General features: G+C 62.1%; 11 protein-coding genes and 1 tRNA gene. 4 read left to right on the top strand and 8 right to left on the bottom strand.

All coding sequences use genetic code 11. From position 1 onward, the window contains the following. Positions 1–18 precede the first annotated feature (18 nt). Together FB598_RS16430 and FB598_RS16425 are read right to left on the bottom strand one after the other, a co-directional pair. Complete coding sequence (locus FB598_RS16430) at positions 19–1,695, bottom strand: methyl-accepting chemotaxis protein (RefSeq protein WP_141916481.1); 1,677 nt, start codon at positions 1,693–1,695, stop codon at positions 19–21. A 95-nt stretch (positions 1,696–1,790) separates the two neighbouring features. Beyond that, positions 1,791–2,906 (bottom strand): patatin-like phospholipase family protein, encoded by a 1,116-nt coding sequence (locus tag FB598_RS16425; RefSeq protein WP_141916478.1) that lies wholly within the window; start codon positions 2,904–2,906, stop codon positions 1,791–1,793. 554 nt (positions 2,907–3,460) lie between these two features. Here FB598_RS16425 and FB598_RS16420 point away from each other — a divergent pair. Next, positions 3,461–5,203: a methyl-accepting chemotaxis protein gene (locus tag FB598_RS16420; RefSeq protein WP_141916476.1), complete on the top strand. Its 1,743-nt coding sequence runs from the start codon at positions 3,461–3,463 to the stop codon at positions 5,201–5,203. 153 nt (positions 5,204–5,356) lie between these two features. Here the strand turns inward: FB598_RS16420 and FB598_RS16415 are convergent. Next, positions 5,357–5,433 (bottom strand) — tRNA-Arg (locus FB598_RS16415). A 206-nt stretch (positions 5,434–5,639) separates the two neighbouring features. Here FB598_RS16415 and FB598_RS16410 point away from each other — a divergent pair. The 3 genes from FB598_RS16410 to FB598_RS16400 all read left to right on the top strand — a co-directional run bounded on the left by FB598_RS16410 (position 5,640) and on the right by FB598_RS16400 (position 8,855). Continuing rightward, positions 5,640–6,314 (top strand): sensor histidine kinase, encoded by a 675-nt coding sequence (locus FB598_RS16410; protein WP_141916473.1) that lies wholly within the window; start codon positions 5,640–5,642, stop codon positions 6,312–6,314. Between the two features lie 55 nt (positions 6,315–6,369). Then, positions 6,370–7,023, top strand: a complete 654-nt coding sequence (locus FB598_RS16405; protein WP_141916471.1) for a response regulator transcription factor — start codon at positions 6,370–6,372, stop codon at positions 7,021–7,023. Between the two features lie 233 nt (positions 7,024–7,256). Then, positions 7,257–8,855, top strand: coding sequence for a GGDEF domain-containing protein (locus FB598_RS16400; protein WP_141916469.1), 1,599 nt, complete (start codon positions 7,257–7,259; stop codon positions 8,853–8,855). Positions 8,856–8,874: 19 nt separating this feature from the next. Here FB598_RS16400 and pnuC read toward each other — a convergent pair whose 3' ends face one another. The 5 genes from pnuC to FB598_RS16375 form a co-directional block, all read right to left on the bottom strand. After that, positions 8,875–9,465, bottom strand: coding sequence for a nicotinamide riboside transporter PnuC (gene pnuC, locus FB598_RS16395; protein WP_141916466.1), 591 nt, complete (start codon positions 9,463–9,465; stop codon positions 8,875–8,877). Between the two features lie 107 nt (positions 9,466–9,572). Continuing rightward, positions 9,573–9,977: a cell division protein FtsB gene (gene ftsB / locus FB598_RS16390; RefSeq protein ID WP_141916464.1), complete on the bottom strand. Its 405-nt coding sequence runs from the start codon at positions 9,975–9,977 to the stop codon at positions 9,573–9,575. A 58-nt stretch (positions 9,978–10,035) separates the two neighbouring features. Further along, positions 10,036–11,319 carry a phosphopyruvate hydratase gene (gene eno, locus FB598_RS16385; RefSeq protein WP_141916461.1) on the bottom strand — a complete coding sequence of 428 codons (1,284 nt, stop codon included), beginning with the start codon at positions 11,317–11,319 and terminating at the stop codon, positions 10,036–10,038. 123 nt (positions 11,320–11,442) lie between these two features. Continuing rightward, positions 11,443–12,297 (bottom strand): 3-deoxy-8-phosphooctulonate synthase, encoded by an 855-nt coding sequence (kdsA, locus tag FB598_RS16380; protein WP_141916459.1) that lies wholly within the window; start codon positions 12,295–12,297, stop codon positions 11,443–11,445. Next, positions 12,294–13,964, bottom strand: a complete 1,671-nt coding sequence (locus tag FB598_RS16375) for a CTP synthase (RefSeq protein ID WP_141916456.1) — start codon at positions 13,962–13,964, stop codon at positions 12,294–12,296. Before FB598_RS16375 ends, kdsA begins: the two co-directional genes overlap by 4 nt. Positions 13,965–14,082 lie beyond the last annotated feature (118 nt).

Here is a 14,082-nt window from a genome sequence, read left to right as displayed (position 1 = left end):
GGCGGGATCAGAATTCCATCAGAACTCCTCCAACTCCATTTCCAGCTTCTTCACCGTTGACGCATCGCTCCTGAGGCGCGCGCTTTGCGGAGTGATGTCGATGGAACTGCGCGCCATGGCCGGCGCCGCGGCGGCCGGATTGGCCAAGCGGTTGGCATCCAGCTTGAAGACGCTGACCACCCGCTCCAGCGTCTCGGCCTGCTGCTGCAAGGCCTGCGCCGCAGCGGCCGCTTCTTCCACCAGCGCGGCATTTTGCTGCGTGGTCTGGTCCATTTGCGAAACCGCCTGGTTGACTTGCGCAATGCCTGAACTCTGCTCTTCGCTGGCTGACGAGATGTCGCCCACGATCTGGGTGACGCGCCCGACGCTGTCGACGATCTCGCTCATGGTGACGCCAGCCTGTTCGACCAGCTTGCTGCCGGCGCCGACCTTCTCCACCGAATCGTCGATCAGCGCCTTGATCTCCTTGGCCGCCGCCGCCGAACGCTGTGCCAGCGAACGCACTTCCGACGCCACCACCGCGAAGCCGCGGCCCTGCTCGCCGGCGCGCGCCGCTTCCACCGCCGCATTCAATGCCAGGATGTTGGTCTGGAAAGCGATGCCGTCGATCACGGCAATGATGTCGACGATCTTGCGCGAGGAGTCGTTGATCGAATTCATCGTTTCCACCACCTGGCGCACCACGTCGCCGCCTTGCGAGGCGATATGCGATGCCGACAGTGCCAGCTTGTTGGCTTCGCGCGCGTTTTCGGTGTTTTGCTGCACCACCGAGGTCAATTGCTCCAGGCTCGACGCGCTTTCTTCCAGCGCCGCTGCCTGTTGCTCGGTACGGGAAGAGAGGTCGGCATTGCCGGCGGCGATCTGGCGGGCGGCCACGGTCACCGAATCGGTCGAGCTGCGGGTGGTGGTCACCACCTCCACGATGCGCGCCAGCAGCTTGTTGAAGGCGGTGGCGGTACGGCCAATTTCATCCATGCGATCGACCGGCACCGGGCGCGACAAGTCCAGCGTCTGGCTGACATGCTCGAAGGTGTGCTGGATCTTGGACAGGCTGCCGCTTACATTGCGCAACGTCTGGAAACCCAGCAAGGCGGTCAGCAGCACCGCAACGACGATCACCGCCACCATGGTGCGGAAGGCGAAGGCGTAGGCCTCGTCGCTCTCGGCGCGTATGGCCGCAATCAGCTTGCCGCTGGCGACGATATGGTCATCGAAGCCCTTCTTGGCCGCAGCGGCAGTGAGGGCCAGCGGCGTGCCGGCTTCCAGCGTGGCGCGCACGCCATCCATGTCGTTGGCATAGGCGGCTGCGAAGAACGGCACCAGCGCCTTGCGATAGGCCTCGACGTTGGCCTTGTCGACCTCCAGCAGCTTGCGGTCGTCGTCGTTGAACACGCGTTCGCGGTCATAGCGCGCGAACTCGTCATCCAGGGATTTATTGGCCGCGTCGATCGCCTTTTGCAGACCGGTCTTGTCGGACAGGTTGGCGAACACCGACAGACGATAGCCGGCCAGGCGCGAATCGGCAAGGAAACCCTTGAGGGCGTTAAGGCTTTCGATGCCTGGAATGATGCGGTTCTGGATCGTATCCAGGCGTTGCTGGGCACGCTGCAATTGCCACAGGCCGTCGATACCGACGAACAGCAGCGCCAGCAAGGCGGTCGATAAGGTAATGATCAGGCGCTTGGTGATCGTCATGATGAAAAGTCCATGAAATGAGTGAACAAAACCGGAAGCATGTCCGGCGCCGTGGTTGTCTCCGCCTCCGCGATGCCTGGGGCGCCGGCAGGTCCTTATGCCGCCAGCGGCGCCGTCCGTTCCGGCACGCCCAGCGCATCGCCATGCGTACGGCAGAATTCGAGGCCGGCGCGGTAGCCGACATCGAACAGCAATTGCATGTTGGAAGATGACCAGTCCAATATTTCCGGCCAATGCTGCTGCGGCACGTCCCTCATCAGGTCGACCTTGAGCATCTTGCGGCGCGGCTTGCCGGTGGCCGGATCGGTATTGTGCTCGAGTTCGAACAGGCGTTGCTCGGCCTTGGAAATCTTGACCAGCGGCGTGATGATGGAACGCACCCAGGCATCGTAGAGATTGCGCGGCTTGCGGATCAGGCGGTCCTCGCCCAGGATGTCCAGCACCACCAGCGTGTCGACATCGTCGTGCAGCGGCGGCTCGCCGTTGGCGCCCGGGATGAACGGATCGAAATTGAGGGTATCCAGCGCCGCGCCTTCGATGTAGTTCTCGCCATCGATCTCGGTCGGCGCATAAAGGAAGGGAAACGACAGCGAGGCCCGCACATGGGCCGCGGTGATGTCGCGCTTGCCCCAGACCTGCATGCGGTGGCGGTCGATGTTGTAGGCGTTGATGTAGAACTCCGGCCCCATCCTGGCGACGGCGTCGAAGTCGATGGATTGCTCCAGGAACGGCAGGTGCGCGCACAGGCCAAGGCTGCCGGAATGCAGATCGGACGGCGACAGGGCCGACATCAGCAGATGCATCCAGTCGTTCCATTTGGCCGAGGCTTCGGCGAAATGGTGGGTAAACATCTCGGCGAACGGGTTCACCCCCATGCTGGGCAGGCTCTTGAGCTGCGCCATCATCGAATCGCGATAGCTTTCGGCTTGCGATCCGGGTTTCTTGAACACCTTGTAGTTGACTGGGAACAGCTTGTAGATGCTGTCGGCCACGCCGACCTCGGCCCAGCGCATGAGCGCCTCGCGCGGCGATGCATCGCGCGGCGCGGTGTACAGCAAGCCCATCAGGACGCCGGCGCCGGACGCCGAAATGACGTCGAACTCGACGCCCTCTGAAAGGAAGGCCGCCAATGCCCCTGCGATCAGCGTCGAATTCGGCGCGCCGCCCCCGATCACCAGCGCCTTTTTTCCCTGCCCTTGCGAATTACCCATGAAATTCCCCCGTATGCGCATTTGCCCGCCAGGTTTCCCCACCATCGCGCTGCATGAAGTTGCCAGGGAGGCGTGACCTCCCAACGTAACTATCGCGTACGTCGAGAATATATCCGCAAAGCAACTAGCGATTCCCGGGACGCGCGATTTTATTCCCGCATATCAGGCATTCAGAAATTTAATAAGATTGGCCTGGCATAGCCAACAAGGAAAAGTGAACGATCGTTCAGCGGCAAGCCCGACAGTTTGTAATCGTGCCGTAAGGAAATTCGGATACGCCGGGCGATGGCGCGATATCCCGGATCTGGAATTTCAATAAGCCGCAGGCACTTTTCTCCCGCACACCGGGAAAATCAAGATGTCCTCCTACCCTCTTCGTCTTACAATTTCAACAACAATAAAAATCGAAAAACGAATTGGCCTGTCCCGTCGATATGCCTGCTGGCGCGCCCTCGCCCATGTCGCCAGCCCTTTCATTTTATTAATTTATTTACAATATTTATCGTAGTGACGGTGCATTGCCGGCCTCAGGCAATCCCCAAAGGAGAATAAAAATGAAATGGTTCTATGATCTGAAAATTTCCAAAAAACTGATCACTACTTTCCTCGTCATCGTGGCCATGGTCGCCGCCCTCGGCGCCTTCTCGGTACGCGAGCTGGACAAGGTCAACGGCGCCTCCACCGAAATCGCCGTCAACTGGCTGCCCAGCATCCGCACCTTGTCCACCATCCAGCTGACCCTGTCGCGCATCCGCAGCTTCGAGATGCAGCACCTGCTCGCCAAGGATGCCAAGGAATATGAGGAAATCGAGCGCAGCGCCAATACGCAGATCGCCGCCCTGAAAAAAGAACAGGCGGCATACCTCACGCAGATTTCCGAGCCGGAAGAAAAGGCCCTCTATCCTGAGATCGACAAGCAGATCGCCGCCCTCCTGTCCGAGCATGACAAAATCCTCGCCATTTCAAGACAAGGCAATAGCGAAGAGGCGCGCAACCTGCAGCGCGGCGAAGCCACGCTCGCCTATCGCAACGTGCTGCAAGGCCTGGACAAGCTGATCGCCATCAACAACAAGGGGGCCGACGCTTCCAATGCGCAGGCAGATGTCCTCTATGACCAGGCGCGCCTGATGATCATGGGCACCGTCGTCATCTGTATCGCGCTGGCCATGCTGCTGGCGGTCTGGGTTTCGCGCCTGATCGCCCGGCCGCTGGAGCAGGCCGTTTCGGTGGCCCAGCGCGTGGCCGGCGGCGACCTGACCGCAGATATCCGCTCTTCCAGCAAGGACGAAGCCGGCCAGTTGCTGGATGCATTGAGGAGCATGAACGACAGCCTGCTGGGCATCGTCACCGAAGTGCGCCAGGGCACCTCCACCATCACCGTCGCATCGACTGAAATCGCCAGCGGCAACCTCGACCTTTCCTCCCGCACCGAACAGCAGGCCAGCTCGCTGGAAGAAACCGCCTCGGCCATGGAAGAACTGACCTCTACCGTCAAACAGAACGCCGACAATGCGCGCCAGGCCAACCAGTTGGCGACGTCCGCCTCGGAAGTGGCGGTCGCCGGCGGCAACGTGGTCGGCAAGGTGGTCGACACCATGGGAGCGATCAACCAATCCTCGCGCAAGATTTCGGACATCATCGGCGTCATTGACGGCATCGCTTTCCAGACCAACATCCTGGCGTTGAACGCGGCGGTGGAAGCGGCGCGTGCCGGCGAACAGGGCCGCGGCTTCGCGGTGGTGGCCTCCGAAGTGCGCAGCCTGGCACAGCGCTCGGCTGCCGCCGCCAAAGAAATCAAGGGACTCATCGAAGGCTCGGTGGCGCAGGTCGACCTGGGCAGCAAGCTGGTTGAGGAAGCCGGCAATACCATGAGCGAAGTGGTCAACAGCGTGCGCCGCGTGACCGACATCGTGGCCGAGATCAGCTCGGCCAGCCAGGAACAGAGCGACGGCATCGAACAGGTCAATATCGCCATTTCGCAAATGGATGAAGTTACGCAGCAAAACGCTGCGCTGGTGGAACAGGCCGCCGCCGCTGCCCAGTCATTGCAGGAGCAGGCCGAGAAGCTGACCGATACCGTGAGCATCTTCAAGCTCAACCAGCATGCCGTGTCATCGCCTGCCAGGACGGCCAAGACGGCGCCGCCGAAAAGCGCCGCCGCCCGGCCGGCCGCAGCCGCGCGCAAGCACACTGCAGACGTGACGCCGAAGAAAGCGGTATTGCCCGCAAAACCAGTCGCCGCCGCCAGCGCCAAATTGACGGCCGGCAGCGATGGCGACTCATGGGAACAGTTTTGATCAGGACCTGACTTGATTCCGGCGTGCCCGGGATCAACGCATGAACGCATGCGCAGAAGAAGGCGGGCCGTTTCATACGGCCAGCTTTGTTTTCCGGCAACAAGGAAGGCGAGAAAGAAAAAAGGGCCCATCTTGCGATGGACCCTTTATATCTGGTGCGGCTGGCAGGAATCGAACCCACGACCCCTTGGTTCGTAGCCAAGTACTCTATCCAGCTGAGCTACAGCCGCGAAAAACAAAATTATAGCACCGGCCTTGCATTAATGGGAAGCCCCTCTCCTGAAATTTCTCGTTTGCCGGCCTCAATGGCATAGCGACAAGATTTTCCGGCGCGGCGCGCCCGCTTTGCCCTGCATCAACCTTCTGCGCAGCGACCTGGTGACCGCGCTGCGCATGCCGGATATGATTGGCGTTTTCAATTCCGACCGCGCCCGACATGCCCCAGGAAATCATTTCCGGCGACCCATCCGAGGAAGCCCTGTCTCTTACCGAAAAAATCCGCGAACAAGAGCGCGCGCGCATCGCCCGCGACCTGCACGATGAGCTCGGCGCCCACCTGACCGGCATCAAGATGGCCCTGGGGCAATTGCGCGAATCGCTGGCCCAGGCGGCAGGAATGGAAAAACAGCATGACCAGGCGCATTACGCCGAGGAACTGGTTGACGAGGCGGGCGACGCCATGCACGGCATCATCGATGACCTGTGCCCGCCCATCGTCGAGTTCGGCCTGGCCGAGGCGCTCGAGTGGCAAAGCCGCATGTTCACCCGCCAGACCGGCATCGTCTGCCGCCAGCGCTGCGGCGACGGCCTGGAAGGACTGGAGGAATTCGAGGTGATCACGCTGTTTCGCATCGTGCGGGAAGCCCTCAATAATGTCGCCAAGTATGCGCAGGCCGACAACGCCTTGATCACGGCCGGGCGCGAAGGCGATGTGCTGTCGCTGCGCATCGAGGACGACGGATGCGGTTTCGATCCCTCCGCCGCCCTGCGCAGCGGCCACGGCCTGGGCAACATGCGGCGCCGCGCGCAGGCGCTGGGCGCAACGCTGCAGCTCGATAGCGCGCCAGGCAAAGGCACTGTGATCCGGGTGGAGATTCCTGTCGCGCGCTGAGCGAACGCTATAGAATACCGGCTCGCCATATACAGAGGGTCGACGCATCCCGCCCATGAGCAAAAAAAACACCGCTTCCATCAAAGTCCTCATCGCCGACGACCATGCCATCGTGCGCGAAGGCTTGCGCCAGATCTGCGCCGGCACCAAGGATATCGTCGTGGCCGGCAATGCCGCCAACGGACTGGAAGCGATCAAGCTGGCGCGCGTGGGCAACGGCGACGTGATGCTGCTCGACATCGTCATGCCCGACCGCAATGGCATCGACATCCTCAAGCAGATCCGCAAGGAGCATCCCCAGTTGCCGGTATTGATGCTGTCCATCCATCGCGAAGACCAGTATGCGATCCGTGCGCTGCGCGCCGGCGCGGCCGGCTTCCTCAACAAGCAGGTGGCGCCGTCCGAACTGCTGGCTGCGATCCGCCAGGCCGCCACCGGGCGCAAATACATCAGCCCGTCGCTGGCGCAGGAGCTGGCCAACCAGATCGGCTTCGACCATGAGACGCCGCTGCACGAGACGCTGTCGGACCGCGAATACCAGACCATGGTCATGATCGCCTCCGGCAAGACGGTCGGCGATATCGCCGCCGAGCTCTCGCTCTCGGTAAAAACCATCAGCATGTACCGCTCCCGGGTGCTGGCCAAGATGAAGATGCGCCATAACGCCGAACTCACCCACTACGCCCTGAAAAACGACCTGGTGGAATAAAAAGGCATTCCCGCCGGTCGCCCGCCGGCCTTGACAAAAAACCTTCAACGCCAAAACGCTTGACGTAAAATGGCCCGAGATTTTTCGAACCGATCGCAAGCCTTGCGACTGTCGCGCGCATGCAATGCGCGATTGCCAACGGGCCCTAAAGGAAAAGGCCGGATGAGCCGTTACCAGCGCACAATACTCCTTGTCGCAGTGATATAAAGCGGCCAACAACATTGTCTGCCGACATGTCCAAGAAAACGTCCACCTTAAGCCCCGTCGAAATCGCCCGCGAGGCTTTCCAGCGCCTCGGCACCCGCCGCATCGCCCCCACCCCGGAAGCCTATCGCGTCGCCTATGAGGAAATCCTGGGCGGCCCGCCCGAAATCCGCGCAGAAACGGTACTGGCCGACCTGGCCGCCAGCTTGGCCAGGCAGCCGGGCGAGAACGGCCTCCTGGGGATGCGCCTGGTGCGCGCCCAGGAAAACAGCGACTGGGGAGAATATGCGCGGCAACTAGGCGAATTCGCGCAAGAGAACTGGAGCACACGCCCGCTCGTCCCGCACGGCGAACTGATGCCGGTGGACCTGGAGCGGCAGTTCATCCGCGACAGCAAGAAGGAAAAGATGCTGCGCGAAGTGCTGGCGCGGGTACTGGTGTTCAACCTCTCCTCGCTGCTGGAAAGCGCGCCGGAACTGGCCAACGAGTCGAAATCCAGCGGCCAGGACCTGAAGACGGCGTTCTCCGAACAGGCGATGACCGAGATCATCGGGCGCATCAAGCAACTGAGTTTCCAGATCGAGCTCAAGGCCGACGACATGGCGCAGCAGCAGGAATTGCTGATGCGCCTGTTCCAGCTGCTGCTGGAAAACATCAACGGGTTGCTGGAACAGGGCTCCTGGCTCTCCACCCAGATCGAAACCGTGCAAGCCCTGATCGCCGGCCCGATCAGCAAGACCTCGCTGGCCGACGCGACCAAGAACCTCAAGGAAGTGATCTACAAGCAAGGCTTGCTGAAGAACACGCTGGCCGAGGAAAAGGTGGTGGTCAAGAACATGATGCTGACCTTCGTCGACCGGCTCTCGGCGATGCTCTCGACCACCAGCAACTACCAGAAGACCATCAGCGGCTTCTCGCAGCAGATCAGCCAGGCCGGCAACATCAGCGACCTCAACTCGGTACTGAGCGACATCATGCGCGAAACCCAGAACGCCCAGGAAGAAACCAGCCGTTCGCGCGACGCCATGGAAGATGCGCGGCAGGAAGTGGAAAAAGCCGAAGCCCGCATCCATGCGCTGGAAAGCCAACTGGTGCAGATGGGCGAACTGGTGCGCGAAGACCAGCTGACCGGCAGCCTGAACCGGCGCGGCATGGACGAGTCGCTGGAGCGTGAAATCGCCAACGCCGAACGGCGCGACACGCCGCTGTGCATCGCCTTGCTGGACCTGGACGACTTCAAGCGCATCAACGACACCCACGGCCACGACACCGGCGACGAAGTGCTGGTCCACATGGTCAAGGTGATCAAGGAAACCTTGCGCAAGCTGGACGTGATCGCGCGCTTCGGCGGCGAGGAATTCATCGTGCTGATGCCGGAAACCGAACCGCAGGATGCCGTCCAGATCATCACCCGGGTCCAGCGCGAACTGACCAAGCGCCTCTTCATGCATGAAAGCCAGCGCCTGCTGATCACCTTCAGCGCCGGCGTCGCCGAACACCACAAAGGCGAAAGCCAGGCGCAACTGATCAAGCGCGCCGACGTGGCCCTCTATAAAGCCAAGAATGCGGGCAAGAACCGCATCGTCTTCGCCGATCCGCCGGCGCCCGACGCCTTGCCGGCGGCATAGGACGCCGCATCCGGCCTTGTTATTCCGAACGCCGCCAGCTGCGCCAGCCGGCCATCGCCATGATGACGAACAGGCCGTACAGTATCGCCGTCAGCGTCAGGTGCTTGTAGAGGTAGAGGCCGACATACAGCACGTCCACCAGGATCCACACCAGCCAGTTTTCGATTTTCTTGCGCGACAGCAGGAGTTGCCCCACCAGGCTGCCGGCGGTAAGGAAGGCATCCATGTGCGGCACGTCGGTATCCGTATAGCGGCGCAGGAACCAGGACAGGAGCGCAAAGCCGGCGCCCCATGCCGCCAGCGTCAACGCCCAGCCGGCGCGGTCCAGGCGCGACACCGGCAACGGCCGGTGCTGCTGGCCGCCGCGCAGCCATTGGTACCAGCCCCAGATGGACACCGCGACGAAGACGAACTGCAAGCCGGAGTCGCCGTACAGGCGGGCATCGACGAACACTGCCGCATACAGCAACGAAGACAGAATGGAAAACAGCCAGGCCCAATGGTTCTGGCGGATGTTGAGCCAGACGGTGAGCACCGCCAGCAGGAACGACAGCAGCTCCAGCGGCGTGGTGGACAGGCCGGACAACGACAGCGGCGTATCGATCGACATTCGTGCAGGTCCGGGACGGTAGGAAAATGGTCGGGAGATCGGGGGCCGGGCAGGCCTGCATTCGGCTTATCCCGCCGCAGCCTGCGCAACGTGCGCACAACGTGCGGCTAGCGCGCGGCCCTGGGCGCTTCGGCGCTCCCGCCCGACGACGGCGCCGCGGCAGGCACGGAAACGCTGTTGGGCTGGCCGGAGCCTGGCATGTAGGGATTGGGATTGGCCGACGCGAATGGCTTGCCCGATGCGCCATCGATCACCTGGATAAAGACCTCGTTCTGCTTGATCATCCCCAGCTCGAAACGCGCGCGCTCTTCGACCGCGCCCTTGCTCTGCTTCAGGTCGTCGACTTCGGAAGCCAGCTTGGCATTGCGTTCCTTGAGCTCATCGTTCTTCTTGCGCGCCTGCTGGACCTGGCGGTCGAGTTCCCAGACCTTGAGCCAGCCGCCCTTGCCCAGCCAGAGCGGATACTGGATCAGCACCAGCAAGAGTGACAGGCAAAGGATGATCAGGCGCATGGCCGGGAGCTCTCAGCGCGGCGCGTGCATCGGGTTGCGAGGCACGCGCCGCTACGCTTTACTTCAGGTTGTAGAACGCAGCGCGGCCCGGATAGGTGGCGATATCGCCCAGATCCTCTTCGATGCGCAGCAGCTGGTTGTACTTGGCCATGCGGTCCGAACGCGACATCGAGCCGGTCTTGATCTGCAGCGCGTTCATGCCCACGGCGATGTCGGCGATGGTCGAGTCTTCGGTTTCGCCCGAACGGTGCGAGATCACGGCGGTGTAGCCGGCGCGCTTGGCCATTTCGATGGCGGCGAAGGTTTCGGTCAGGGTGCCGATCTGGTTGATCTTGATCAGGATCGAATTGGCGATGCCCTTGTCGATGCCTTCCTTCAGGATCTTGGTGTTGGTGACGAACAGGTCGTCGCCCACCAGCTGCACCTTCTTGCCCAGGGTTTCGGTCAGCAGCTTCCAGCCGGCCCAGTCGTTCTCGGCCATGCCGTCTTCGATGCTGATAATCGGGTACTTGTCGCACCACGACGCCAGCAGGCCGACCTTCTGCGCCGGGGTCAGCACCATGTTTTCGCCGGCCAGGTGGTAGTTGCCGTCCTTGTAGTACTCGGAAGCGGCGCAGTCCAGGCCCAGGGCGATCTGGGTGCCCGGCTCGTAGCCGGCCTTTTCGATGGCTTCGATGATCAGCTTGATGGCTTCTTCATGGCTGGAGACGTTCGGTGCGAAACCGCCTTCGTCGCCCACCGAGGTAGCCAGGCCGCGGTCGTGCAGGATCTTCTTCAGGGTGTGGAACACTTCGGCGCCGTAGCGCAGCGCTTCACGGAAGCTCGGTGCGCCCACCGGGATGATCATGAACTCCTGCAGGTCCAGGTTGTTGTCGGCGTGCGCGCCGCCGTTGATGACGTTCATCATCGGCACCGGCATCTGCATCGAACCGCTGCCGCCGAAATAGCGGTACAGCGGCAGGCCCGACTCTTCAGCGGCGGCCTTGGCCACCGCCATCGAGACCGCCAGCATGGCGTTGGCGCCCAGGCGGCTCTTGTTCTCGGTGCCGTCCAGGTCGATCAGGGTGCGGTCCAGGAAAGCCTGTTCATTGGCGTCCAGGCCCATGATGGCTTCGGAGATTTCGGTGTTGATGTTCTCGCAGGCTTGCAGCACGCCCTTGCCGAAATAGCGGCTCTTGTCGCCGTCGCGCAGCTCGATCGCCTCGCGCGAACCGGTGGACGCGCCCGAAGGGACAGCGGCGCGGCCCAGCACGCCGGACTCCAGCAGCACGTCGCATTCAACGGTGGGATTACCGCGGGAGTCGATCACTTCACGGCCGATGATATCAACGATTGCACTCATTCCAAATCTCCATCAAGGTTTTAAAAATTGTAGGCGGTGGCGCGGGCCTGTCGGGGAGGCTGCTGCAACCCGGCGTGCGCACACAACGAAGCGGCCGCCGGACGGCGGCCGCTTGACGCGCGATCAGGAAAAGTTGTTTTCCAAAAAGCCCGCTTTCTTCACGATGCGGTCCAGCTCGATCATCGTGCCCAGCAAATCCTTCATGCGCGCCAGCGGTACGGCATTGGGGCCGTCCGACTTGGCTTCGGCCGGGTTCGGGTGGGTTTCCATGAACACGCCCGACACGCCCGTGGCGATCGCCGCGCGCGCCAGCACCGGCACGAACTCGCGCTGGCCGCCCGAAGACGTGCCCTGCCCGCCCGGCAGCTGCACCGAGTGAGTGGCGTCGAACACCACCGGGGCGCCGGTCTCGCGCATGATCGCCAGGCTGCGCATGTCCGAGACCAGGTTGTTGTAGCCGAAGGACACGCCGCGCTCGCAGGCCATGAAGTTGTCGGTCGGCAGGCCGGCTTCCTTGGCCGCGGCGCGCGCCTTGTCGATCACGTTGACCATGTCGTGCGGCGCCAGGAACTGGCCCTTCTTGATATTGACCGGCTTGCCCGACTGCGCGCAGGCGCGGATGAAATCGGTCTGGCGGCACAGGAAGGCCGGCGTCTGCAGCACGTCGACCACGGCGGCGACCGGCTTGATCTCGTCGATCTCGTGGATGTCGGTCAGCACCGGCACGCCGATCTCTTTCCTGACCTTGGCCAGGATCTCCAGCCCTTTCTCCATGCCGAGGCCGCGGAAAGACGAACCGGACGAGCGGTTGGCCTTGTCGAAGGACGACTTGTAGATGAACGGGATGCCCAGTTCGCCGGTGATTTGCTTCAAGGTGCCGGCCGTATCGAGCGCCATCTGTTCGGACTCGATGACACAGGTGCCGGCAATCAGGAAGAACGGCTGGTCGAGGCCGACCTCAAAACCGCAGAGTTTCATGCTTTTCCTTTTGCGGCCGCATCGTGGTGAACCAGCGCATGATGGGCCAATGCTGCGCGGATGTACGAAATGAACAGCGGGTGGCCGTCACGCGGGGTCGACTTGAACTCCGGGTGGTATTGCACGCCGATGTAGAACGGGTGGGCGTTCTCGCCGGTACGCGGCAACTCCATGATTTCGCACAGGTCTTCGGTCGGCGTACGCGCCGACACGACCATGCCGGCCTCTTCCACGCGGCCGAGATAAAAATTGTTTGCTTCGTAACGGTGGCGGTGACGCTCGGTCACCGTTTCCCCATAAATTTCAGCCGCCAGCGTGCCCGGCTTGATGCTGCAAGTCTGCGCACCCAGGCGCATGGTGCCGCCCAGGTCGGAATTCTCGTCGCGGCGCTCGACGCGGCCATCGTGGTTTTGCCACTCGTCGATCAGCGCCACCACCGGCTGCTCGGTATCCGGATCGAACTCGGTCGAGTTGGCCTTGGCCAGGCCGGCCTTGTTGCGCGCGTATTCCAGCAGTGCCACCTGCATGCCCAGGCAGATGCCCAGGTACGGCACCTTGTTCTCGCGGGCATAGCGGGCCGCGGCGATCTTGCCTTCCACGCCGCGCTTGCCGAAACCGCCCGGCACCAGGATCGCGTCGTACTTGGCGAGGCTGCCGGTGCCGTTGGCTTCGATTTCTTCCGAATCCAGGTATTCGATGTTCACGCGGCTGCCGGTATGGATGCCGGCATGGCGCAGCGCTTCGGTCAGCGACTTGTACGACTCGGTGAGGTCGACATACTTGCCGACCATGCCGATGGTCACTTCGTGCGAAGGATTGTTCTGCGCGTCAATCAGCTTGTCCCACATCGACAGGTCGGCCGGCTTGGGCGACAGGCCCAGCTTTTCGCAGATGATGGTATCCAAACCCTGGTCGTGCAGCATCTGCGGAATCTTATAGATGCTATCGGCATCCCACACCGAAATGACGGCGTCGACGGCAACGTTGGAGAACAGCGAGATCTTGTCGCGCTCGTCGTCCGGGATGCGGCGGTCGGCGCGGCACAGCAGGGCGTCCGGCGAAATGCCGATTTCGCGCAGCTTTTGCACGCTGTGCTGGGTCGGCTTGGTCTTGAGTTCGCCGGCCGATGCCAGGAACGGCACCAGCGTCAGGTGGACGAAGGCGGTGGCGTTGCGGCCCGAGCGCAGACTCAATTGGCGCGCGGCTTCGAGGAAAGGCAGCGACTCGATGTCGCCGACGGTGCCGCCGATTTCCACCAGCGCAACTTCATAGCCTTCGGCGCCGCGATGGATGAATTCCTGGATCTCGTTGGTGATGTGCGGGATCACCTGCACGGTCTTGCCCAGGTACTCGCCGCGGCGCTCCTTGCGGATCACCGACTCATATACCTGCCCGGTAGTGAAGTTGTTGACCTTCTTCATCTTGGCCGAGATGAAGCGCTCGTAGTGGCCGAGGTCGAGGTCGGTCTCTGCGCCGTCGTCGGTGACGAACACTTCGCCGTGCTGCAGCGGGCTCATCGTGCCGGGGTCGACGTTGATATAGGGATCGAGCTTGAGGAGGGTGACTTTGAGGCCACGCGATTCGAGGATCGCAGCCAGGGACGCGGCGGCAATCCCTTTACCCAGGGAAGACACGACGCCGCCAGTGACAAATACAAACTTGGTCATTACAGATGAGTGCCGAACGGCACATGCGGGAAATTCAAATTATACCCCAAAGCGCTCGTATTTTTAATCCCCTTGCGCCGATATCTGTCTCGCCGCGGCGAAACTTGCGTGGAGAAAA

Source organism: Herbaspirillum sp. SJZ106, assembly GCF_006715495.1.
Taxonomy (GTDB): Bacteria; Pseudomonadota; Gammaproteobacteria; order Burkholderiales; family Burkholderiaceae_D; genus Herbaspirillum.
The sequence above is the reverse complement of the archived record's forward strand: the minus strand, read 5'-3'. Positions and strand labels throughout refer to the sequence as shown.

Bases quoted from the DNA above. Each gene is read 5' to 3' on its own strand.
- FB598_RS16430 (WP_141916481.1), bottom strand. From the start codon at position 1,695: ATGACGATCACCAAGCGCCTGATCATTACCTTATCGACCGCCTTGCTG.
- FB598_RS16375 (WP_141916456.1), bottom strand. From the start codon at position 13,964: ATGACCAAGTTTGTATTTGTCACTGGCGGCGTCGTGTCTTCCCTGGGT.
- FB598_RS16405 (WP_141916471.1), top strand. From the start codon at position 6,370: ATGAGCAAAAAAAACACCGCTTCCATCAAAGTCCTCATCGCCGACGAC.
- FB598_RS16410 (WP_141916473.1), top strand. From the start codon at position 5,640: ATGCCCCAGGAAATCATTTCCGGCGACCCATCCGAGGAAGCCCTGTCT.
- FB598_RS16425 (WP_141916478.1), bottom strand. From the start codon at position 2,906: ATGGGTAATTCGCAAGGGCAGGGAAAAAAGGCGCTGGTGATCGGGGGC.
- pnuC (WP_141916466.1), bottom strand. From the start codon at position 9,465: ATGTCGATCGATACGCCGCTGTCGTTGTCCGGCCTGTCCACCACGCCG.
- kdsA (WP_141916459.1), bottom strand. From the start codon at position 12,297: ATGAAACTCTGCGGTTTTGAGGTCGGCCTCGACCAGCCGTTCTTCCTG.
- ftsB (WP_141916464.1), bottom strand. From the start codon at position 9,977: ATGCGCCTGATCATCCTTTGCCTGTCACTCTTGCTGGTGCTGATCCAG.
- FB598_RS16400 (WP_141916469.1), top strand. From the start codon at position 7,257: ATGTCCAAGAAAACGTCCACCTTAAGCCCCGTCGAAATCGCCCGCGAG.
- eno (WP_141916461.1), bottom strand. From the start codon at position 11,319: ATGAGTGCAATCGTTGATATCATCGGCCGTGAAGTGATCGACTCCCGC.
- FB598_RS16420 (WP_141916476.1), top strand. From the start codon at position 3,461: ATGAAATGGTTCTATGATCTGAAAATTTCCAAAAAACTGATCACTACT.